We start from the raw sequence: 22,472 nt of genomic DNA, 5'->3' as shown, positions 1-22,472 counted from the left end.
GAGGCTGTCATGGTAACTCGTGTCGCGACATATACAAACCACACATTGCTCTCGGACTTGGCACTCCGCAATGCTGCGCGTGTAACAGACCTTCAGAATCAGGCGTCCAGCGGGTACAAATCGCGCAATTACGCAGGTATCGCCGACAGCACACAACGCCTGCTCAATCTTGAGACCGAATATAGCCGCACGGAACAGTACCTGCGCAATACAACGCAAGGTAAATTGCGTCTGCAAAGTATGGAAACCGCCGTTGACAGCATGCTGACCATCGCGACCGAAATGAAGAGCTTGCTGATCCAGGCAAGCTCTGCTCAACAGGCTGATGACGTCAATATCCGTAACGAAGCAGACCAGGCACTGCAACAGATTGCCAACTTGCTCAATACCAACCTTGACGGACGCTTCCTTTTTGCCGGTGGACGTTCCGAAGAACCGGCAGTGGATATCGAGAAAATCGGAGCGCCTGATAACTACATCAGCAAACTTAATACGTCAGTGACAAGCGGCGCACTTCTTTCCTCACTTGGCGTAACAACTAACGGCACGCTCCAGATCGTCAGCACAGATGTCGATGGCAACAGCTCGACCTCCACGGTCAACTACAACGCCGCCACCGACGATATCGATGACATCTTGGATGCCATCAATAACGTCACAACCAACCGCGCCATTGCGTCGCTGCGGGGGTTGGGCGGTGAAGGCACAACGCTTTTGAATATTGAAAATGTCGGAAACGGCTCAATCACTATTACCGAAACGGGTGGCGGTGATTTTCTCTCAAAACTTGGTATGGAGAAAATGGGCAATCCGCGCCCGGATGCCGATTATTACATGGGCGATCACCAGATCATGGATCTGCGGGTCGACGACAAGTATGACGTCTCCTATGGCATTCTGGGTGACAACCCGGCATTCCAGAAATTGATCCAGGGCCTTGGCATTGCCGCAAGCACTGAAAACCAGGATGCGCTGACTGTCGCACTCGGCTTTATCAACGATGCAATCAACGAACTTCCAAACGTTCAGGGGCAAATCGGTCTCGATATTGCCAATGTCGAACGGTTCGAAGAACGCCATCAGGATTTCAAAGTTTTTGCCGCCCAGGCCATCACCGACATCGAAACTGTTGACGTTCCCCTGACCCTTGCGGAAGTCAGTCAGTATACGACGGCCCTTCAGGCCAGCTTTATTTCCATCTCACGCGCCGCAGATTTATCTTTGGCTAACTATTTGCGTTGATTGTGATATAAATCGTATTGCGTCTTTAACTGTTTTGTCCGCATGATACCAAGGGTAGCATGCGCGGCATAACCTTTCGACCGTCGGAGAATTGCGGGAATGGAAACCGAAAACGTCGCCGAGAATGAAACACCTGAATCCGTTGTCGTGGAAACACGCTTCGGCGACATCGAGTTCAGTTGGGACAAAGGCATCTATATGCCGGTCGGTCTCCTTGGCTTTCCTGAACACCATGTTTTCGGACTGGCTAACATCCCCAACACATCACTTGATCAGTTCAAGCTTTATCAAAGCCTGACGGATGCAAGCCTGTCCTTTATCGTCGCACCGTACAATATGGAAAGCGGTGTTTACGCAGACAAAGACCTGATGACTGCGCAGAAAAGTCTCGCGATCGAAAGTGCTGACATGGCCATTCTGATGGTTGTCACCATCCGGAGCGCGCCAAGTGGTCAGGGCATTACGATGTCGACCAATCTGCGTGCGCCCATTCTTGTCGACACTGCGCGCCAGGTCGCCTGGCAGCATATTTTGCCCAATGAAAAATACTCTGTGCAGCATGACCTGTAATTTTTGCCTAGCATATTGGCACGCGCATTGCTTTGATGTCCCCCAAGGCAATGTCGCCGAAAGATTGAATGGCCTGAGCCATTCTATCTTATCCGTGTAGGAGGAATAAAATGGCTCTTAATATTATTTCCAACTATGCAGCGAACGTAGCCCATCGAAACCTGACTGCTTCGGACACGATGGCGACGCGCTCGCTTGCAAAACTTTCCTCGGGTACCCGTGTTGTTTCTGCACGTGACGATGCCGCTTCCATGGCCATCGGTGCACGTCTGAACGCAACAACCGAATCCCTCAAGACCGCAACGGTTAACGTCAACCAGGCCAACTCGATGCTCCAGATCGCCGATGGCGGCATGGCAACCATCGATAACATCCTGGTCCGGATGAAGACACTCGCCGTTCAGGCATCCTCGGGCAACCTGTCCGACACCGAACGCGGATTCCTGAATGACGAATTCGTTCAGCTGCGTGAAGAAATCGACCGCATTGCTTCATCGACCAACTTCAACGGCATTCAGCTGTTGGGTGACGGTGGCGACGTCGCGATCAACTTCGACGATCTCGCAACCGGTGGAAGTGGCGCGGCCCTGACCCCGGTCAACGGCTTCGACAACTTTGCCATCACCGATAACAACTACTGGGCGACCGATACCGATAGCGACATCACCGATAACAACTTTGAAGTTGATATCGATTACGCCGCCGGTGGTCAGGTCATCATGACGGTGAACGCCACTGTTGACGGCGACAACCGTTCGCAGTCAATCGACGTAACGGACTATGCTTCGGGCGGCACCACCGCAATTGGGGCTGGTGAAAATGCGACCCTGAACTTCGATGAACTAGGTCTGAGCTTCACGGTGAACACCAACTTCTCGGCATCTGTATCGTCGATTGCCGCAGACAACACTGGTGCGTCGAACTTTGGCTCTGACACCACCTTCAATGGCGTTGCCGGTAACGACTCTTCGGCGAACGTGATCAACATGGCTGCAGACAACGGTCAAGCTCTTCAGCAGACTGTTGACTTCCAAGTCGGGGCAGGAAATACCGCAAATGATCGTCTAGCGATTGAGTTTACCGCAGTTGACTCTGAAACGCTGGGCAGTGGAGCAGCTGGTACAGCAGACTCCATTTCTGACCTTGGCGCCAATGCGATTGATACAGCTGCCGGCGCACAGGAAGCTGTGGAGGTTGTCAGTCGCGCAATTGATGACCTGCAGCGTGCCCGTGCCAATATCGGTACCTATCAAAACCGCTTGGATTTCGCGGCACAGAACTTGGCCTCAACTCAGGAAAATACAGAGTCTGCACGCTCGACCCTGCTTGATCTTGATGTTGCCGCCGAAATGACCAACTTTACGTCAAAGCAAATCCTTGTGCAGTCTGGCGTGGCAATGCTCGCACAGGCCAACCAGATGCCGCAGAACCTTCTGCGCCTGTTGCAGGGCTAACGTAACACAACTCGATAGAAGCAACACAAACGCCGGCAAAATGATTTTGCCGGCGTTTTCTTTTTGCCTACTACGTCAGTTCACTAATGCTTGGTTAATATTCTGATAGACTCAGGCGATACAAACGTATAAGTTTAATGTGTTAAAGTGTAGCTTTGTAATTTCAATGCATGAAAAACACAAAGCGATCCGGCATGTAGTCGGAATTTCGTGACGGGCCTCCGTCAGAGCTATCCATGTAGGAGATACCAAAATGGCTCTCAATATTATTTCCAACTATGCGGCAAATGTTGCGCACCGCAACTTGTCTGCTTCTGATGAAATGGCGACCCGTTCGCTGTCCAAACTTTCGTCTGGTACCCGCGTTGTTTCTGCACGTGACGATGCCGCTTCCATGGCCATCGGCGCGCGTTTGAATGCAACCACCCAGGCTCTCAAAACCGCAACTGTCAACGTTGGTCAGGCCAACTCGATGCTCCAGATCGCCGATGGCGGTATGGCAACCATTGATGACATCCTCGTTCGTATGAAGACACTTGCCGTTCAGGCATCGTCTGGCAACCTGTCCGACACCGAACGCGGCTTCCTCAATGACGAGTTCACTGAACTGCGTGACGAGATTGATCGTATTGCGTCCTCCACCAACTTCAACGGCATTCAGCTGCTGGGTGACGGCGGCGACGTCGCGATTAACTTTGGCGATCTCGCAACCGGCGGAAGCGGCGCAGCCCTGACCCCGGTCAACGGCTTCGACAATTTTGCCATCACCGATAACAACTACTGGGCGACCGATACCGATAGCGACATCACCGATAACAACTTTGAAGTTGATATCGATTACGCTGCCGGTGGTCAGGTTATCATGACGGTGAATGCCACTGTTGATGGCGACAACCGTTCGCAGTCGATCGACGTAACGGACTATGCTTCAGGCGGCACCACCGCAATTGGGGCTGGTGAAAATGCGACCCTGAACTTCGATGAGCTTGGTCTGAGCTTCACGGTGAACACCAACTTCTCGGCATCTGTGTCGTCAATTGCCGCAGACAACACTGGTGCATCGAACTTCGGTTCTGACACCACCTTCAACGGCGTTACCGGTAACGACTCTTCGGCGAACGTTGTTAACATGGCTGCAGACAACGGTCAGCAGCTCGCCACCAGCATTGAATTCCAGGTTGGCGGCGGCAACACGGCAAACGACCGCTTGTCGATTGACCTGAGCTCGGTTGATGCCGACACACTCGGCACCGGGTCTTCTGGTTCGGAAACCTCGCTTGAGGACCTTGGCGCCAATGCGATTGATACTGCTGCTGGCGCACAGAATGCTGTTGAAGTTGTCACCCGTGCGATTGATGACCTGCAGCGTGCACGTGCCGCAATCGGCACCTCCCAGAACCGGTTGGACTTTGCTGGACAGAACCTTGCTTCCACGCAGGAAAACACTGAATCAGCTCGCTCAACCCTGATGGACCTTGATGTGGCAGCCGAAATGACGGCGTTCACCTCAAAGCAGATCCTAGTTCAGTCCGGTGTTGCCATGCTGGCACAGGCCAACCAGATGCCGCAGAACCTCCTGCGTCTGCTGCAGTAATCTGCAAAGCAAAACACGTCTTTATCAAAAGGGGCGGCCTTCGGGCCGCCCCTTTTCGCATGACTACAGCAGCGATTAAATTCCAAATCGCTTTCTTGATAGTGACAAAATCTTTTTAAAGATCAGACGAAATCTATACATCAGGATAATTGCTTAACTTGCGTCAGATCCGTCGACTTGGAGTCGGATTCGTTTACAAAGCATTAACAAACCCGGCACAGCCAGTGCTTTGGCCTCCACGCAACCATTTGTTTTTAATGGTAAAAGTGAGGAATCTTTTTTCACTGGACACAAATCTAACCTAAAAGTATATTTCACCCTATATGTATTACCGTTTTCATCCCTACGTCTGGGCTGAAAATTTTCTGGCAAATGTGCCGGATCACGGACAACAAGATGTTGTCCAGAGCTGTCCATGTAGGAGATGCGTTATGGCTCTTAACATTATTTCGAACTATGCAGCCAATGTTGCACATCGCAACTTGACCGCGTCAGACACAGCAGCGACCCGCTCCCTATCTAAATTGTCGTCAGGTACACGCGTAGTTTCTGCGCGAGATGACGCTGCCTCGATGGCGATTGGCGCGCGTTTGAATGCAACGACAGAGTCTCTCAAAACAGCTTCGGTGAACGTTGGTCAAGCCAACTCGATGCTCCAGATCGCCGATGGCGGCATGGCAACCATCGATAACATCCTGGTGCGCATGAAGACACTTGCTGTTCAGGCATCCTCGGGCAACTTGTCCGACACCGAACGCGGGTTCCTGAATGACGAATTCGTTCAGCTGCGCGAAGAAATCGACCGTATTGCGTCCTCGACCAACTTCAACGGCATTCAGCTGTTGGGTGACGGCGGTGACGTAGCGATTAACTTTGGCGATCTCGCAACCGGCGGAAGCGGCGCGGCCCTGAGCCCGGTCAACGGCTTCGACAACTTTGCCATCACCGATAACAACTACTGGGCGACCGATACCGACAGTGACGTCACCGATAACAACTTTGAAGTTGATATCGATTACGCTGCCGGTGGTCAGGTCATCATGACGGTGAATGCCACTGTTGACGGCGACAACCGTTCGCAGTCGATCGACGTAACGGACTATGCTTCGGGCGGCACCACCGCAATTGGGGCAGGTGAAAATGCGACCCTGAACTTCGATGAGCTTGGCCTGAGCTTCACGGTGAACACCAACTTCTCGGCATCTGTATCGTCGATTGCTGCAGACAACACTGGTGCGTCGAACTTTGGCTCTGACACCACCTTCAACGGCGTTGCCGGTAACGACTCTTCATTGAATGTCGTTAACATGGCCGCTGACAACGGTCAGGCTCTCCAGCAGAGCGTTGATTTCCAAGTCGGAGCAGGAAATACCGCAAACGATCGAATGTCGATTGAATTTTCGTCAGTAGACTCCGATACCTTGGGTGCCGGTGCCCTTGGCACAGAAGTTTCTATCGCTGACCTTGGGGCAAACGCGATTGATACGGCTGCCGGTGCACAGGAGGCTGTAGAAGTTGTAGGTCGCGCAATTGACGACCTGCAGCGTGCCCGTGCCAATATCGGCACCTATCAAAACCGCTTGGACTTCGCCGGACAAAACTTGGCGACCACGCAGGAAAACACAGAGTCTGCACGCTCGACCCTGCTTGATCTTGATGTTGCAGCCGAAATGACTGCCTTCACATCCAAGCAGATCCTGGTTCAGTCGGGTGTCGCAATGTTGGCACAAGCAAACCAGATGCCGCAAAACTTGCTGCGTCTGTTACAGTAACCTAACTCTCGTCCCCCGGCACTGATCGCCGGTAATCGTCTTTTTCAAGTTTCATCCTGCTGTTACAGGATGGCGGCTTTAAGGAGCTGAAAAATGGAAGTCGTAAAAAACTATAGTACGTCGAGTGGCTCCGGGGGCATCCCCCATGCTGCTGCGAGCGTACCTGATGTCGCACCGGCCAAAACCAGTGCGGTTTCTTCACCGGTGGCAAAGCCGGAAAACAAACCTTCTGCAGTTCCGCAGAAAATGCAGGATGCACTTGCAAGTATGGATCTGCCCGACCTTGCCGATGGCACCGCACGGGTTGAGCTGAACTTCAACCAAGACACCGGCCGCGTCGTGGCAAAAGTTACCGACCGCACCAGCGGTGAAGTCCTGCGCGAACTGCCGTCCAAGGAACTCCAGCAACTGTTCTCGCAAATGCGCGAGTATCTCGGCAGCTTTGTCGACGAAGAAATTTAACACAGCGAGTGGGCGCACATAGGCACGGTTCTTGCAGTTCGGTTTGACAAAACATACCGCTAGCAGGCAAAATCAGCCGAGAGCACCCAAGGAGCTACACCAATGAGCAGTCTGAATTTAAATAATATCTATGTTGGCGATAACGGTCGCGTCCAGTTGTCTGGCGGCTCCTCCAACATCGATTTCGTCGACACTGTCGACAAGATGATTGCTGCCCGTCGTATTCCTGCCGACAATCTTGAAAAACGGATTGAAGCAAACGACGAGAAAATTGCTGCGCTAAAAGAGCTGCAGACGCTTGTTGGTACCCTTAAGGACTCCATGGCGAACCTCTATGGTGCGACCAGCTTTGACAACTCGCGAAATATCTTTGAATCCAAACAGATTTTTGCTTCTACGAGCAACACTACCGAAGCAGGATCTTTAATCGGTGTTGTCGCCTCAAACGCCGCCGAGACCGGAAGCTACAAGTTCGAGATCAACCAGGTCGCAAGCAAGCACAAGCTTTCGAGTAACACCCAGACTGTCGCGGCAAGCGCTGACGTCACCGGGCTTACGGGCACTGGAACATTTACGATAACCGGTGGCTCTGGCAGCTCAAGTGTCACCGTCGCAGCCGGTGATACGCTTCAGGACATCCGTGACAAGATCAACAACGTCAAGGATACGACCGGCATTCAGGCTTCGGTCGTCAAGGTGTCCGAAACCGAAAGTACACTGATCCTGACCTCGGTCGAGGAAGGCGAAGCCAATCGCATGTCGTTTAGTGACGACACCGGCAGTGTTTTGCAAAACCTCGGTGTTCTGACAGACCCGACGACGATCAATGCTGCCAACGTTATTGATGATGGCAACAATGCCAGCATTACGCTTGATGGAATTACTGTTACGCGCGGGTCCAACGAATTCTCTGATCTTATTGATGGCCTGAGCATCAGCCTCTATGACGCTGAACCGGGCACAGAGATCACGATTGAAATCGAACAGGACCTTAATCAGGCGAAAACGGCAATCCTCAATTTTGTCGAAGCCTATAATGCTGTTCAGACATTCATCAACGAAAAGACTTTCGTTGACCCGACCACGGGCGAATCCTCGGAAGATGCGGTGTTGCTCGGCAATACGTCTGTTAAAGGTATTGAATCTGCCCTGCAACAGATTGCGGGCTCCTTTGCGAACGGTGTAACCGATAGGCCCGACAAGGACGATTATTCGGTCCTGGCAGAAATTGGTCTGGATTTCGTTGCCTACGGCGCGAACGAAGACCCGATGCTCAGCAAAACCATCGATCTTGACGAGGCAGCCCTGAACGAGGCGTTGCTCAACGAACCGCAAGAAGTGATGGAACTGTTCCTGTTCCGCGGGAAGTCTGACAATTCTGATGTCACCATGACCGGTTTTGATGGAAAAACCAATGCTGCAACCTATGAGTTCAACATTGATGCATCCGGCGGTACGATCAACAGCGTCACCTACGATATCACCGTCAATGGCGTGACAACGACCGGCAAGAACGCCGTTGTATCGGGCAACAGCATCCGCACGGCCGATGGTTTGCGCTTGTTTTACGGTGGGGATGCAAATGCATCCGATACAGCGACTGTAACCACCAGCATCGGGATCGGTGCGCAATTCTACTTCGAACTGGATTCTATTCTGGACGAAGAAGACGGTAGTTTGACCCAGGCCATCTCCGATCTGGAAGTCCAGACCACTTCCTACGAAGAAAAAGTTGACCGTATTGACGAACGTCTTACTCGGCAGCGAGAAGTCCTTATGGATCAGTTCATTGCAATGGAATCGGCCCTTGCACGCATGAAGAACATTCAGAGTTCTCTCGACGAATTGATGGCCGCCGGAAAAGATAGTGGTTAACTTTTGTCTGCCATACATGCACACTGAACTCACGCTTAGCATACCAAGGAGTGTCGCATGAACGAACACGCCGCCCATACATACAAGCAACAACAGGTCAATACAGCCACACCGGCAAAGATGGTGTTCATGCTGTTTGAAAAGACCTTGTCGCGCTTGCAGGAGGCGCAACACGCGATTGAGCGGAATGACATTCAGGGCCGTTGCAATGCGAACTGCAGTGCACAGGAACTGATTGCCCATCTTTCGAACACTTTGGATATGGAACAGGGTGGCGAAATCGCCGCAAATCTGGAACGACTCTATACCCACTGCATGCTCCGTCTGATGGATGTGGATCGGAAAAATGATCCCAACGCCGCAGCAGAAGTGATCAAGCTTCTGACACCACTTCGGGATTCATGGGCCGAGCTTTCTGAGAAAAGCGAAGGTGAACTGCGTCAAGCAGTTTTGACCGCGCAACAAGCACGCCCGGCGCTTACCAACGAAACGGCAACTGCAAGCGAAGAAACAGAACCACAGGCACCGGCGAAAACCGGCCTGTCAATTTCTGCCTGATCCCAAACACCAGGTATCCCGCACAGGATTAAAGACCTCCGAAATTTTCGGAGGTCTTTATTTGTTTTTGGCCTGCTTTTGACTGCCCCCCTAAATCACAGGTTCATTTTTGCCCGGCATCGGCCAAACCCCGCGGAAGGCAAAATCTGCCCTTTCTGCCAACGCACTGCTAACCTGCTGAAAATATGTAGAAAACGTTAACAATCAAAACTGGCCCACCACTTGCACATGTTCTGACACTGCTTCCATAAGGACCAAGGTCATGAACAGCTCTGCGATTACAAACAGCGTGATGCCAACTGTCTCTATTCCCGGCACAAACCCTAGCGAACGCAAGGGATCGGGCTTTGGTGATGTCATGGCATCAATCACAGACAACTGGTCTGAGCAAAGTCATCAGGTCAAATACGACGCGGCAAAATCTGCCCAGAAGAATTTCGATGATCGGCGCTCGGATATGGATGCCGAAAGATCCGCACGCGACGAACGCAGCATCAATGAGGCGCGTTCCGAAGATCGCCGCGAAGAAGACCCTGTGCGCGCATCACATGATGACTACGAAGATCATGATGATCATGCCAAAATCGATGATCCAAAATCCGATGAACCGCGCGACGTGGAAGCCAACCCGGAAGATGATCGCGCTGGCGAGGACATGGAAACTGCCGATGGCGGTGATCGTTCAAACGATAACGAAGCTGCACCTCAGGACGGGGAAAACACTGCTTCCGCATCCGACGAAACCACATCAGCAGAATCAGATGATACCAAGTCAGATGGGGATAGCTCCCTGACGGCAGACGCTGGCATGGTTGATCCAAACCAGCCTGCACAAGCCGTTCCGCTTCCCGGATCCCCCGAAGCCATTGAATTGGCCAAGGCAGAAGCCGCTAAAATGAAGGCTGCTGGTGCTAATGGTGCAGCAAATGCCCAGAATGCAGCCCTGGCAAATGGTCAGGCAGCAACCGGTGCCGCCAATGGTAACGCCACTGCGGATAGCACGACAGACGGCTTGATGAATTCAACTGCCTTGTCGCAGCCTGCTGCTGCATCCTCTGCCAAGATGGCTCTGAATGGTGCGGATGCAGGGGCCGGTGATGAAATGTCCTCTGACAAGTTCCTTTCGCGGGTTGTCGATTCAATGACCGGTGACGGCAAAGGTAAAACCGATGCCACCGGCACCACAAACGCAGCAACCACCGGCCAGACCAATAACAGCACCCAGCAGGCTTCCGCAGCCAACCCGGCACAAACTGCCCAGGCAGCACAGCAGGCAATGGCTGCAGCAGCCGGACCGAACGCACAAAATAACCCGACCGCCGTGCAGAATATGTCAACCAACAGTGCGGTTACCGCAACTGGTGGCACTGAGGCCACAGCAACAGCCAACGGCCAACCGGGAAGTACCAACACCCTGCATCAGACCAACACGGGTGGTCAGACCGCGCACACCGCACGTCAGGCCCCGTCGCAACAGATTCAGCAGCAAGTCGCCGTTTCGATCCGCAATGCAGCCAGCGAAGGCGTTGACAAGATTTCTGTTCAGCTTCGACCGGAACATCTTGGGCGCGTCGATGTCAAAATGGAAATCGGTCAGGATGGCCGCATTCAGGGTGTCATTCAGGCTGACACACGCGAAACACTCGACATGTTGCGTCAGGACTCACGCGCCTTGCAGCAAGCGCTGAAAGACGCCGGTCTGAATGCAGACAGTCAAAGCTTCACCTTCGAACACAGGAATGAAGGTGGCCAGAGTCAGGAAGGCAACGGCCAATCCCGCATGACCGCCGATCAGGGCAGCAGCCCGGATGAAGGTGACGTCATGAGTGGAACCGAACTCGCCGAACATGTCGCCATTGGCTATGGGATTAATCCCAACGGCCTTGTCGATATCCGGATATAGAAAAGGTAGAGGGCACATCCCATGACCGTTTCATCCCTGACAAACGTTGGCCTCTCTCAGTCCAACACCAATGCCGGTTCAAGCAGCTCTGCCAGTCAGCTAGCGCAAAACTTTGATACGTTTCTGACCCTGCTGACCACGCAGCTCAAGAATCAGGATCCGACCTCGCCGATGGAAAGTGACAAATTCACCGACCAGTTGAGCCAGTTCGCCCAGGTTGAGCAAGGCATTCAGAGTAACAAGAACCTCGAAGACCTGCTCGCAATGCAGGGACAGCAGCGTCAGCTCTCTGCCCTGTCTTATGTCGGTGCGCAGATCGAGGCGGTTGGTGACACCAACTGGCGCGACGAAGGCGAAGAGCTCACCTACAAGTACAATGTCGCGCCAGAAGTTCCCCGTATGAAACTGCAAATTCAGGATCAGAGCGGGAAAACGATCTACTCCGAAGAACTCACCGATGTTTCTGGCCTCCAGACCTTTACCTGGGATGGCAAAAACAACAACGGTGTTGAACAGGACGCAGGTGCCTACACGCTGGTTGTTCAACCGATGGCCGCGAACGGTGACACCTTCAAGGATGACAAGGGCAGACCCGCCTCTGTCGCGATTGGGATCATCGGTACTGTCGACAGTGTCGATATCGACGATACCGACATCTATCTCCGTCTTGGCGATGTCTCTGTGCCGTTCTCGACGCTCACCAACGTCAAGTTGGGCGCGAACAGCACCGATACTGGCACTGACAATACTGACAATACCGATAATACTGATAATACCGGGGATAACTCCGGATCTGAACAGCAGGAAGAAGCCGCCTAGGGCATTCATCCGGATTTGATCAAAACCCTGTGAAACAGGAGAAGAAAAATGAGCCTTTTTGGTGCAATGATTTCCGGTGTTTCCGGCCTGAATGCCCAGTCTCAGAACCTGGGCGTCATCTCGGACAACATCTCGAACCTAAACACGATCGGTTACAAGGGAACCATCGGTCGTTTCTCGACCCTTGTAACTGAATCTGCCACAGATACCCGCTACACGCCTGGTGGCGTTCGGTTCCATCCGACCGCACTGATCAGCAAGCAGGGACTGTTGCAGGCCACCTCGTCAACCACAGCAGCAGCCATTTCTGGCGATGGCTTCTTCATCGTTCGCGGTACTGCATCGCCGGGTACCAATGACGAACTGTTCTTCACCCGTGCTGGCGACTTCAAGCCGGATGATGACGGCTATCTGCGCAACACCGCTGGCTACTATGTTCAGGGTTGGGCGACTGACCGCGAAGGGGGCCTTCTTGATGCGAACGGTAACGCAACGACTTCAAACAGTTCGGCTGTCACCGATCTTCAGGTCCTTGATATCAACTCGATCCTGACGGCAGCTGCATCGACCACCAACATCGAATTCGGCGCCAACCTGAACTCGGACGAAACGGCTGTTACCGGTGGCACGGCAACCTCGACCACCACGGGCCTCGATTATGACACGACCGATCTGACGACGCTTGCCGGCATCAACAACGGCGACCAGTTCAGCATCACTCACAACGGCACAACGACGACCATCACCATCAATACGGGTGATACGCTCGAAGATCTGGCAACTGCCATCAGTGCGGTGACTGGTATCAATGCCAGCACCACCACAACTGGCACGAACGACACATTGACACTCACAGCTGCTTTTGCAGATCAAGGAGTGACCTTTGCAAACGTCACCGGCACACCATTTAGTGCCACGGGCATTACGGTTCCTGGTGTTCCAGGCACCCTCGCGCCGACCTATACCGCAGGTAACCTTGCAACCGGAACAGTTGCCGAAGACAACTCGATGCCGGTTACCATCTACGACTCCCTTGGTTCGGCACACACTGTGAACCTTCAGGTTGTCAAACTGGGTCAGAACCGTTGGGGCTTCGAACTTATCGGTAACACCACGACCGGTGAACTTGATACCACCGATCATCCGAACGGTTTGATCCAGGCCGGTACGGTCACATTCGACGGTTCTGGTAACCTTCAGAGCTTTACGGGTGTGCAGGCGACCATCGGTGCCACAACCATCGGTGTAAACGGCAGCCTGGTCGACACTGATATTTCGGCTGAATGGACCAATGGTTCCGACACCAGCGAATTCACCCTTGATTTCGGTACCATCGGCCTTGGCAACGGCATTACCCAGTTCGCCGCCGGTTCGGATGCGAACGGTAACCTTGTCGAATACACCACCCACTTCATCAACCAGAACGGTGCGCAGGCCGGGACCATGGTGAACTATGCCTTCACCGAGGAAGGCTTCCTGCAGGTGGAATTCGCAAACGGTGTTAAACGCCCGGTTTATAAACTGGCGATTGCAACATTCGAAGCCCCTGATGAAATGGAAAACCACACTGGTAACGTTTATCGCCAGACACGTGAGTCGGGTGATTACCTGCTGCGTGAACCGGGCCTGAACGGTGCCGGTAACGTTGTGGCATCGGCACTGGAAGGGTCCAACGTCGATCTTGGTGAGGAATTCACCAACATGATCGTTACCCAGCGCGCCTACTCCGCGAACACCAAGACGATCACCACGACCGATGAAATGCTCGACGAGCTGATCCGTATCAAACGGTAATTGACATCTGTTTCAGGGCGTTAGCCCGCCCTGAAACATATTGCACCAATAGAGACTCGCCCGGCACAATTGCCGGGCTTCTTTTTGCCCGATTGACTCACTACATTAAGGACAGAACAATTCGGTCATTAAATATCCAAGCGATTCAAATCACTGATAAATTTGAATCCGATGACTGGGCAAAAATTGCCGGTTGTTAACCTGTTCTTCAGCATGGAGAACTATTCGTTGTTAATGCTGGTCGTATTCCGCACGGATCGATCCGCATGGGGACAGTGGTAAATTTTCGTTTCGGAGCAGTCGAACGTGGGCGGCTTGTTACAAACACTCAAGGGTCTGGGACCAACGCGGCTGATGGCTATCAGTGGCGTGGGCGTGTTGTTGCTTGTCTTCTTTGCATTCCTGATCATGCGTGTTTCAGCCCCGAACATGGAACTGCTCTATCGCGATCTGGATCCGGCAGACGCCAGCCAGATCGTCAATCGCCTCGAAGACCAGCAGGTTCAGTACCAGTTGCTGAACAACGGTACCGAAATTCTTGTCCCGGCCGATCAGGTCAACCGCATGCGTCTGACCATGGCCGAAAGCGGCCTGCCGACCGGCGGCTCTGTCGGGTATGAGGTATTTGACAATTCCGACGGCTTTGGCGCCACCAGTTTCGAACAGAATATCAACCATGTTCGCGCCCTTGAAGGCGAGCTGGCCCGCACGATCGCATCCATTCAGGCGATCCAGCAGGCGCGCGTTCATCTGGTTCTGCCAAAACGTCAGATGTTCTCACGCGAAACCCAGGAAGCCAGCGCCTCTATCGCGGTCAAGATGGCCGGTGGCGAACTGAAACCCGAACAGGTTGTTGCCATCCAGCATCTTGTGGCTGCTGCGGTGCCCCAGCTTGATCCGGGCAAGGTATCGATCATTGATGAACGCGGCCGGTTGCTTGCGCGCGGTGACGGCGAACAGCAGTCGTCGACATTCCTAACCCAGACCGCCGATGAAATGCGCATTCGCACCGAAAGCCGCCTGCGCAATACCATCGAAGATCTTCTGTCGCGCTCCCTTGGTTACGGCGAAGTCCGCGCCGAAGTCTCGGTCGAAATGGACTTCAACAAAATTACGACTGCCAATGAGCGGTTTAATCCGGATGAGCGGGTCATTCGTTCAAGCCAGACGATTGAAGAAAACGCGACCAATTCCGAGACCGAAGGCACCGATCCGGTAACGCTTCAGAACAATCTGCCGGATGCCAATTTTGATGCTGCGAACGGTGCAGGGACCCAAAGTCAGGAAAGCCGCACCGAAGAAACGGTCAATTACGAGATTTCTAAAACAACCACCACATAGGTAAAGGAAATCGGTGAGATTTCACGCGTGACGGTAGCCGTCCTTGTTGATGGCACCTATACCACTGATGAAAATGGCGAGCGCCTGTATCAGGAACGCTCCCCGGAAGACCTTGAAAAGATCGCAGCACTCGTGCGCAGTGCCATCGGCTATGACCCACAGCGCAGCGATCAGGTCGAGGTTATTAACATGCAGTTTGCTGATACTGCCGACCTGTTCCCGGATGAAGAGATCGAGACCTTCCTTGGCCTCGACAAGGCTGAAATCTTCCGCATCGCCGAGATGCTGGTGCTGGCGATTGTTGCCATCCTCGTCATCCTGCTGGTGGTACGCCCGCTTCTGACCCGTGCGTTCGAAACTCTGCCAAGTGCGGCGGATATGGCACAGCGTCAGCTTCTTGCCGATGACATGACCGCCGACGGCACGCCGGCCCTTGAAGGTCCGGCACCTGTTCCGATGGCGCCTGGTATGGATGACGGCGAAGAACTGATCAACCTGTCGCAGGTTGAAGGTCGCGTGAAAGCATCCTCGGTCAAGAAGATTGGCGAGATCGTGGAGAAACACCCGGAAGAAGCTCTCTCGATCATTCGCAACTGGCTGTATCAGGAGAGCTAATTCTCCTGACAGTTATCGGCTCACTGGCAGCCGCAGGGCTGCCTTCCTTTTGTTGCTCAAGGCGTTTTAGCAGTTCGATATGACGGCCATTGAAAAGTTCACATTCTCACTCAGCTTCGACGATGCCGACAACGTAATCCGTTCGGCAGGCAAAGAGGATGAGCATTACGAACTGGGCACGAAAAAGAAGAAAAAGAAAGAAGAAGAAGCCCCGCCGCCCCCGCCGCCTGTCTATACAGAGGAACAGGGTGCACAAATGGTCGCCGATGCTGAAAAGCGCGGCCAAGAGCAGGGTTTTGCCGAAGGTCACAAACAAGGCTTTGACGAAGCCCATCAGCAAATCATGGCGTCGCTTGAAAAGGCGGTTGGCGATGTGGAATCCGAAATCGCCGAAAAGCTCGCCCAGATTGACGAGCAGCAGAAGCGCGCCAATGCCAAGATCAACGAAGATGCCATTCACGTTGCCCTTGGTGTCATTCGCAAGCTGGCCCCGGCCTGGTCCAAACAGTACCAGATGACCGAAATCGAAGACATCGTCCGGCAATGTCTTGCCAACCTGTTTGAAGCCCCGAAAGTCATGATCAAGGTCAATCCCGACCTTGAAACAGAAGTCGGTGCAGCCGCCCAGCGCATTGCAGACTCCCGGGGATTTTCCGGCAAGGTTGTTGTGGTTGGCGAGCCGGACGTCGCAATGGGTGATTGTCAGGTATCCTGGGGCGATGGCACGGCTGTTCGCGACAGTGCGCGGATATGGTCGGAAATCAACGCCATCATCGACAATGCACTGACCCTGCATGCCAACGACCATGATCTGCCCGAAAGCAATATGGGCGATCCCGAAATGCAGGAAAGCCGCCTCCCCCCCGAGGTGAAGGCCCCGGCACAGCCTTCTGCACCGGTTCAGTCAAGCGGACCGGCACCGGATCAGGCCGAAACCGTAAATCAGATCACACCCGAGATGCCATCCGCCAAAGAACCCGCTGAGCCCGGCTCTGATACGCAAGAAGGCGATGGCACCGCGGCGCGGAATATGCAAACATTGCAAGAAGATACGAAGGCTGAATCGGCAACCACCGATGGCGCGATACACGGACCGGAAACGGACACGACACCGCCGCCACAGCCGACACCGGAACCAGACATTACAGATCAGGCGGAAAACAAGCCTGAACCACAAAAAGACCAGACAACGGCGACAGCGCAAGGCCCTGCACAGCCTGGTAATTCCGGCCCGGAAACCGAACAGACGGCTGCGCAGGAAGACCCGACGACCACAGCCGATAAAACGGCTGCTGTGAAGCAACCGACCAAAGACGCAGGAGACGAAAATGGCTGATGATGACGATCTGGAACTCTCGGAGCTCGACGACGATAACATCGAACTCGAGGGCGAAGGGACCGAACTTCTTGCTGCGGCCGAAGCCGGCAGCGAGCAGATGAAGACTTCCAAGGATCTCGAAGCCGTGTACGATATTCCCGTTCAGGTTTCGGCAGTTCTTGGCAAAGCAACCATGCAAGTCAGCCAATTGCTGAAACTTGGTCGTGGTGCCGTGGTAGAGCTTGACCGTAAAGTTGGTGAAGCTATTGATATCTATGTGAACAACCGTCTCGTCGCACGCGGCGAGGTGGTGGTCGTGGAAGACCGGCTTGGTGTGACCATGACGGAAATCATCAAATCCGAGAAAAGCTAACGTAAGAGAGGATATCCGACTATGGCCGAAGGGGGGACTAAAACGTCGTTTGACATTGCGACAGTCGGGGGACTGGCCATTGGCTTTGCGTTGGTGATTGCTGCAATCATCTTTGGTGGATCGCCGGGTGCGTTTATCGATATCCCCTCTGTCCTGATTGTTATCGGCGGTACAGCAGCCATCACTGCTGTCAGCTTTGCGCTGGGCGAGTTTCTCGGCTCTGGCAAAGTGCTGATGCGCACGATTTTCCACAAATCGCGCAATCCGGCGGATGCGGCACTTCAAATTCTTCAGCTTGCCGAAATTGCCCGCAAAGGCGGTGTACTGTCGCTTCAGGGGCATCTTGATAGCTTGCAAAGCGAAGAATATCTCTGGAAAGGCTTGTCGCTCGTCGTTGACGGCACCCCGCCCGAGGAAGTCGAAGCCATCATGCGCAAGGACATGAACGCCACCATCGGCCGCCACCAGAAAGGTGCCAACATCATGAAAAAGGCCGGTGACGTTGCACCGGCGATGGGCCTGATCGGGACGCTAATCGGTCTGGTGCAGATGCTTGGTAACCTTGATGATCCGTCATCGATTGGTCCGTCGATGGCTGTTGCGCTTTTGACGACCTTCTATGGCGCGGTTCTGGCCAACATGGTGTTCATGCCGCTTGCCGGGAAGCTTGAACGCAACTCCAGCGACGAGGAACTTTTGAATTCGGTCTACATGGTTGGTGCTGTTTCCATCGGTCGACAGGAAAACCCCCGTCGTCTGGAAATGCTGATCAACTCGATCCTGCCGCCGTCAAAACGCGTCAGCTACTTCGATTGATCGTGAATGTGAATATGGTGGTTCTGGCGCATCAACGCTTTTTTTGATGCGCCGGGTCCCCGAAACTGATCGGAAAGAGATGATACGATGCAGGTACTGATCGTTGGTGGACTGGGCGGACAGATAGGCGCAGCCAGCAAGATCGCAATGGCGCGCGGCGCTTCGGTCCAGTTGGCCGAAAGTGTCACGACTGCGCTTAACATCCTGCGGGCGGGCAACCGGATTGATCTGGTTATGGCTGATATCACCCTTGATGTCGCCGCCCTGATTGAAGGTATGGTTGCCGAACGCATCACGACCCCGGTGGTCGCGTGTGGCATCGGCAATGACGTTAACGGTGCAGTCAATGCGATTAAGGCAGGTGCTCAGGAATTCATCCCCCTGCCCCCAGAAGCCGACCTGATTGCCGCAATTTTCGAAGCCGTCACCGAAGAAAGCCACGCTCTGATCCATCGCGATGCGCGCATGGCCGAGACGCTCCGACTGGCAAGTCAGGTGGCCAACAGTTCGGCATCCATCCTGATCACGGGCGAAAGCGGCACCGGTAAGGAAATCATTTCGCGCTATGTGCACCGCAAATCCAATCGTTCAGACAAGCCGTTCGTTGCAGTTAACTGTGCGGCCATCCCCGATAACCTTCTTGAATCCGAATTGTTTGGCCATGAGAAGGGCGCCTTTACCGGCGCCCAGGCACGACGTATCGGCAAGTTCGAAGAAGCCAATGGCGGTACCCTTTTGCTTGATGAAATCAGCGAAATGGATGTGCGCCTTCAGGCAAAGCTTCTGCGTGCCATTCAGGAAAAGGAAATTGACCGGCTTGGCGGCAAAAGCCCGGTCAAGGTCGATGTCCGCATTCTTGCGACCTCGAACCGCAATCTTGAGGCCGAAGTCAATGCTGGCAACTTCCGCGAGGATTTGTATTTCCGCCTGAACGTGGTCAATCTTGACATCCCGTCGCTGCGTGAACGTCCCGATGACATCCCGGTTCTTGCCGAGTTCTTTGTCAAAAAATACTCTGATGCCAATGACGTCCCTGTCCGTCCGATCAGCCCGCTTGCGATCCAGCGCCTGCTGTCTCACCACTGGCGGGGCAATGTGCGCGAACTTGAAAACACCATGCACCGTGCGGTTCTGATCGCCGGTCCCGATGAAATCGGGCCAGAGGCGATCATGCTGTCTGGCGAAAGCAGCGCACCCGCCCCGGCAGCCGCAGCCCCCGTATCGCAGGCCCCTGCACCATCTGCATCTGCACCGGCACCGTCTACGACGGCACGCGCCAGTTCGGCCTATGCCAGTGCCAATGCCGCCTATGGAGCTGCATCATCGGCCTATCAACCCAGCGCACCTGCACCTGCACCGTCTGCCCCATCGGCACCGGCGAATGAGGCTCCGTCTCGCGATGATGACGCAGACAGCGGCGATGACGGTGCATCCGATGAGAGTACTGCTGGAAACGGTTCTGTGACCTCTGCACTTGTCGGGCGCACTGTTGCTGATGTCGAACGTGATCTGATTATTGATACGCTCAAGCATTGCTTTGGCAACCGCACCCATGCGGCCAACATTCTTGGCATTTCCATCCGGACCCTGCGCAACAAACTGCGCCAGTATACCGACGAAGGACTTGCTGTACCGGCCCCGGGCGACGGTCACGACTGAACATGAAATTTCGGCGCGCTGTCCCCATCTTCAAGGCAGGTAAAAGCGCAACGAACATCGAGCAAGCAACAGGATAACAAGCAAAGACAATGGCCGAAGGTCAAGACATCACACCGACTGGTTCCGGCGGCTCTGACGGCCCCGGCGGCGGTGCGCCGGGCGGGTTAAATCTCGGCGCCATTCAGTCGCGTGTCGCTTCGGCCATGAAACGTGGCGATATCGCCATGGCGCTCGGCTTTATCATGATCCTTGTGGTCATGATGTTCCCGATGCCGCCCTGGCTGCTTGATTTCATGCTGGCCCTTTCGATCAGCTTCTCTGTGCTGATTCTGATGACATCGCTGTTCATCCAGAAGCCGCTTGAATTCAACTCTTTCCCGACGATCCTGCTGGTGGCAACGTCGCTCAGACTTGCGCTGAATATTGCGACAACCCGACTGATCCTTGGTTATGGACACGAAGGTACGCATGCTGCCGGTGCCGTGATCGAGGCCTTTGGCAGCTTCCTGATTTCGGGCAATTTCGTCATTGGGATTATCGTCTTTGCCATCCTTGTCATCATCAACTTTGTCGTCATCACCAAGGGTTCCGGCCGTATTGCCGAGGTCGCCGCACGCTTTACCCTTGATGCCATGCCCGGCAAACAGATGGCGATTGACGCCGACCTGTCATCGGGCCTGATCAATGAAGAACAGGCAAAGGCCCGCCGTAAGGAACTTGAAGATGAAAGTTCCTTCTTCGGGTCGATGGATGGTGCATCAAAATTTGTTCGTGGCGATGCGGTTGCCGGTATTCTGATTACGTTTATCAACGTGATTGGCGGCATCATCATCGGCACCGCCCAGATGGGCCTTTCGCTTGCCGAGGCAACCGAAACCTACACGATCCTGACCGTGGGCGATGGTCTGGTGTCCCAGATCCCGGCCCTGATCGTTTCGACCGCAGCAGGCCTTCTGGTCACCAAGGGTGGCCTTGATGGCGCAACCGAAAAGGCCGTTTTCGGGCAGGTCAGTAACTATCCGGCGGCCCTTGGCGTTGCTGCCGCCCTGATGGCGGGCATGTCGCTTTTGCCTGGCATTCCGATGATCTGGTTCCTCGGATTGGCGATCGGGTTGGGGTATCTCGCCTACTACATGGGCAAGCGCCAGAAAGAGGCCGTCGTTCAGGAACAGATGAAAGAAACCCAGGCCGCGGCCGATGCCGCAGGCCCGCCGCCAGAAGAACCCATCGCCAATGCGCTTCGCATGGACTATGTGCGTCTTGAACTTGGCTATGGCTTGTTATCGCTGATCAGTACCGAACGCGGCCAAAAACTGACCGATCAGATCAAGGCGCTGCGTCGCCAGCTTGCCGGTGATATGGGCTTTGTCATGCCGTCGGTGCGCATTCAGGACAACATGCAACTGCCAGCCAACACCTATGTGCTCCGCGTCAAGGAGATCGAGGCAGGCCGTGGCGATTTGCGCCCGAACATGTTGCTGGTGATGGATCCGCGCGGCGAGGAAATTACCCTGTCTGGCGAAAAGACGATGGAGCCGACCTTCAACCTGCCTGCGATGTGGATCGAACAGGGCATGAAGGAAGAGGCGATGTTCCGCGGCTACACGGTGGTTGATCCGCAAACCGTGATCACGACGCACATCACCGAAGTGATCAAGGATCACATGCCCGAACTGCTGTCTTATGCCGAAACGCAAAAGCTGCTTGATGAACTTGATGAAGACCAGAAAAAACTGGTCGAGGATATCGTTCCGGGTCAGGTTTCGGTTGGCGGTGTTCAGCGCGTATTGCAGAACCTTTTGACCGAACGCGTTTCCATCCGCGATCTGCCGACCATCCTTGAAGGCATTGCCGAATCAACTGCCTTTACCCGCAATCCGACCTTCATGACCGAACATGTGCGGTCACGACTGGCGCGCCAGTTGTCGGATGTGAATACCAATCAGGACGGCGTCATTCCGCTGGTCACCATGTCGCCGCAGTGGGAACAGATCTTTGCCGAAAGCCTGGTTGGTCAAGGCGAGGAAAAGCAGCTTTCCATTCCGCCAAGCCAGCTTCAGGAATTCATCAACAAGGTCAGAACGACGTTCGAGCGCCTTGGCATGATGGGCGAAAGCCCGGTTCTTCTGACCAGCCCGGGCATCCGGCCCTATGTGCGATCCATCGTTGAGCGTTTCCGCCCGAGCACCGTGGTGATGTCGCAAAACGAAATCCACCCCAAGGCACAGCTGAAAACGCTGGGGCAGGTGTGATGCGCATGATCGACCAAACCGCCCTGCTTGCGGAAATGACAAACCGGGGGGAACT

General features: G+C 54.1%; 16 protein-coding genes and 1 pseudogene. All 17 read left to right on the top strand.

Annotated features, from left to right (window positions below; genetic code table 11):
• Window positions 1–9: 9 nt before the first annotated feature.
• The 17 genes and pseudogenes from WBY09_RS17040 (at window position 10) to flhA (ending at window position 22,417) form a co-directional block, all read left to right on the top strand.
• Window positions 10–1,242, top strand: coding sequence for a flagellin N-terminal helical domain-containing protein (locus WBY09_RS17040; RefSeq protein ID WP_083997195.1), 1,233 nt, complete (start codon window positions 10–12; stop codon window positions 1,240–1,242).
• Window positions 1,243–1,341: 99 nt separating this feature from the next.
• Window positions 1,342–1,812: a flagellar assembly protein FliW gene (gene fliW / locus WBY09_RS17035; protein ID WP_008890411.1), complete on the top strand. Its 471-nt coding sequence runs from the start codon at window positions 1,342–1,344 to the stop codon at window positions 1,810–1,812.
• Between the two features lie 110 nt (window positions 1,813–1,922).
• Entirely contained in the window at window positions 1,923–3,266 is a 1,344-nt protein-coding gene (locus WBY09_RS17030) for a flagellin N-terminal helical domain-containing protein (protein WP_167727170.1), read from the top strand.
• Window positions 3,267–3,519: 253 nt separating this feature from the next.
• Entirely contained in the window at window positions 3,520–4,860 is a 1,341-nt protein-coding gene (locus tag WBY09_RS17025) for a flagellin N-terminal helical domain-containing protein (RefSeq protein WP_336233377.1), read from the top strand.
• Between the two features lie 431 nt (window positions 4,861–5,291).
• Complete coding sequence (locus WBY09_RS17020; RefSeq protein ID WP_167727176.1) at window positions 5,292–6,632, top strand: flagellin N-terminal helical domain-containing protein; 1,341 nt, start codon at window positions 5,292–5,294, stop codon at window positions 6,630–6,632.
• A 93-nt stretch (window positions 6,633–6,725) separates the two neighbouring features.
• Complete coding sequence (locus WBY09_RS17015) at window positions 6,726–7,094, top strand: flagellar protein FlaG (RefSeq protein ID WP_197146871.1); 369 nt, start codon at window positions 6,726–6,728, stop codon at window positions 7,092–7,094.
• A gap of 102 nt (window positions 7,095–7,196) precedes the next feature.
• Window positions 7,197–8,969: a flagellar filament capping protein FliD gene (fliD, locus tag WBY09_RS17010; protein WP_197146870.1), complete on the top strand. Its 1,773-nt coding sequence runs from the start codon at window positions 7,197–7,199 to the stop codon at window positions 8,967–8,969.
• 57 nt (window positions 8,970–9,026) lie between these two features.
• Window positions 9,027–9,527: a flagellar export chaperone FliS gene (gene fliS / locus WBY09_RS17005; protein ID WP_008891644.1), complete on the top strand. Its 501-nt coding sequence runs from the start codon at window positions 9,027–9,029 to the stop codon at window positions 9,525–9,527.
• 262 nt (window positions 9,528–9,789) lie between these two features.
• Window positions 9,790–11,430, top strand: a complete 1,641-nt coding sequence (locus tag WBY09_RS17000) for a flagellar hook-length control protein FliK (RefSeq protein ID WP_286791537.1) — start codon at window positions 9,790–9,792, stop codon at window positions 11,428–11,430.
• Window positions 11,431–11,451: 21 nt separating this feature from the next.
• The gene (locus WBY09_RS16995) at window positions 11,452–12,249 is read left to right on the top strand and encodes a flagellar hook capping FlgD N-terminal domain-containing protein (RefSeq protein ID WP_286791536.1); all 798 of its coding nucleotides are present in this window, start codon (window positions 11,452–11,454) and stop codon (window positions 12,247–12,249) included.
• Window positions 12,250–12,297: 48 nt separating this feature from the next.
• Window positions 12,298–14,043 (top strand): flagellar hook protein FlgE, encoded by a 1,746-nt coding sequence (locus tag WBY09_RS16990; RefSeq protein WP_286791535.1) that lies wholly within the window; start codon window positions 12,298–12,300, stop codon window positions 14,041–14,043.
• A gap of 354 nt (window positions 14,044–14,397) precedes the next feature.
• Window positions 14,398–15,999, top strand: a pseudogene (fliF, locus tag WBY09_RS16985) (flagellar basal-body MS-ring/collar protein FliF).
• 79 nt (window positions 16,000–16,078) lie between these two features.
• Window positions 16,079–17,335 carry a FliH/SctL family protein gene (locus WBY09_RS16980; protein WP_286791533.1) on the top strand — a complete coding sequence of 419 codons (1,257 nt, stop codon included), beginning with the start codon at window positions 16,079–16,081 and terminating at the stop codon, window positions 17,333–17,335.
• On the top strand, window positions 17,328–17,690 hold the full coding sequence (gene fliN / locus WBY09_RS16975; RefSeq protein ID WP_008891638.1) for a flagellar motor switch protein FliN: 363 nt from the start codon (window positions 17,328–17,330) through the stop codon (window positions 17,688–17,690). The genes WBY09_RS16980 and fliN overlap by 8 nt, the downstream gene beginning before the upstream one ends.
• 21 nt (window positions 17,691–17,711) lie before the next feature.
• Complete coding sequence (locus tag WBY09_RS16970) at window positions 17,712–18,506, top strand: motility protein A (RefSeq protein ID WP_008891637.1); 795 nt, start codon at window positions 17,712–17,714, stop codon at window positions 18,504–18,506.
• A gap of 87 nt (window positions 18,507–18,593) precedes the next feature.
• The gene (locus tag WBY09_RS16965) at window positions 18,594–20,165 is read left to right on the top strand and encodes a sigma-54-dependent transcriptional regulator (RefSeq protein WP_336233376.1); all 1,572 of its coding nucleotides are present in this window, start codon (window positions 18,594–18,596) and stop codon (window positions 20,163–20,165) included.
• 89 nt (window positions 20,166–20,254) lie between these two features.
• The gene (gene flhA / locus WBY09_RS16960) at window positions 20,255–22,417 is read left to right on the top strand and encodes a flagellar biosynthesis protein FlhA (RefSeq protein WP_157097810.1); all 2,163 of its coding nucleotides are present in this window, start codon (window positions 20,255–20,257) and stop codon (window positions 22,415–22,417) included.
• The last annotated feature ends 55 nt before the right edge of the window (window positions 22,418–22,472 follow it).

The organism is Thalassospira sp. CH_XMU1458 (genome assembly GCF_037027205.1).
Lineage (GTDB): Bacteria > Pseudomonadota > Alphaproteobacteria > Rhodospirillales > Thalassospiraceae > Thalassospira > Thalassospira tepidiphila.
The sequence above is the reverse complement of the archived record's forward strand: the minus strand, read 5'-3'. Positions and strand labels throughout refer to the sequence as shown.

Excerpts from the sequence above, each read along its gene's own strand:
- flhA (WP_157097810.1), top strand. The coding sequence starts at position 20,255 with ATGGCCGAAGGTCAAGACATCACACCGACTGGTTCCGGCGGCTCTGAC.
- WBY09_RS16995 (WP_286791536.1), top strand. The coding sequence starts at position 11,452 with ATGACCGTTTCATCCCTGACAAACGTTGGCCTCTCTCAGTCCAACACC.
- WBY09_RS17020 (WP_167727176.1), top strand. The coding sequence starts at position 5,292 with ATGGCTCTTAACATTATTTCGAACTATGCAGCCAATGTTGCACATCGC.
- fliW (WP_008890411.1), top strand. The coding sequence starts at position 1,342 with ATGGAAACCGAAAACGTCGCCGAGAATGAAACACCTGAATCCGTTGTC.
- WBY09_RS17025 (WP_336233377.1), top strand. The coding sequence starts at position 3,520 with ATGGCTCTCAATATTATTTCCAACTATGCGGCAAATGTTGCGCACCGC.
- WBY09_RS17040 (WP_083997195.1), top strand. The coding sequence starts at position 10 with ATGGTAACTCGTGTCGCGACATATACAAACCACACATTGCTCTCGGAC.
- WBY09_RS17000 (WP_286791537.1), top strand. The coding sequence starts at position 9,790 with ATGAACAGCTCTGCGATTACAAACAGCGTGATGCCAACTGTCTCTATT.
- WBY09_RS16990 (WP_286791535.1), top strand. The coding sequence starts at position 12,298 with ATGAGCCTTTTTGGTGCAATGATTTCCGGTGTTTCCGGCCTGAATGCC.
- WBY09_RS16970 (WP_008891637.1), top strand. The coding sequence starts at position 17,712 with ATGGCCGAAGGGGGGACTAAAACGTCGTTTGACATTGCGACAGTCGGG.
- WBY09_RS16980 (WP_286791533.1), top strand. The coding sequence starts at position 16,079 with ATGACGGCCATTGAAAAGTTCACATTCTCACTCAGCTTCGACGATGCC.
- WBY09_RS17015 (WP_197146871.1), top strand. The coding sequence starts at position 6,726 with ATGGAAGTCGTAAAAAACTATAGTACGTCGAGTGGCTCCGGGGGCATC.
- WBY09_RS17030 (WP_167727170.1), top strand. The coding sequence starts at position 1,923 with ATGGCTCTTAATATTATTTCCAACTATGCAGCGAACGTAGCCCATCGA.
- fliD (WP_197146870.1), top strand. The coding sequence starts at position 7,197 with ATGAGCAGTCTGAATTTAAATAATATCTATGTTGGCGATAACGGTCGC.
- WBY09_RS16965 (WP_336233376.1), top strand. The coding sequence starts at position 18,594 with ATGCAGGTACTGATCGTTGGTGGACTGGGCGGACAGATAGGCGCAGCC.
- fliN (WP_008891638.1), top strand. The coding sequence starts at position 17,328 with ATGGCTGATGATGACGATCTGGAACTCTCGGAGCTCGACGACGATAAC.
- fliS (WP_008891644.1), top strand. The coding sequence starts at position 9,027 with ATGAACGAACACGCCGCCCATACATACAAGCAACAACAGGTCAATACA.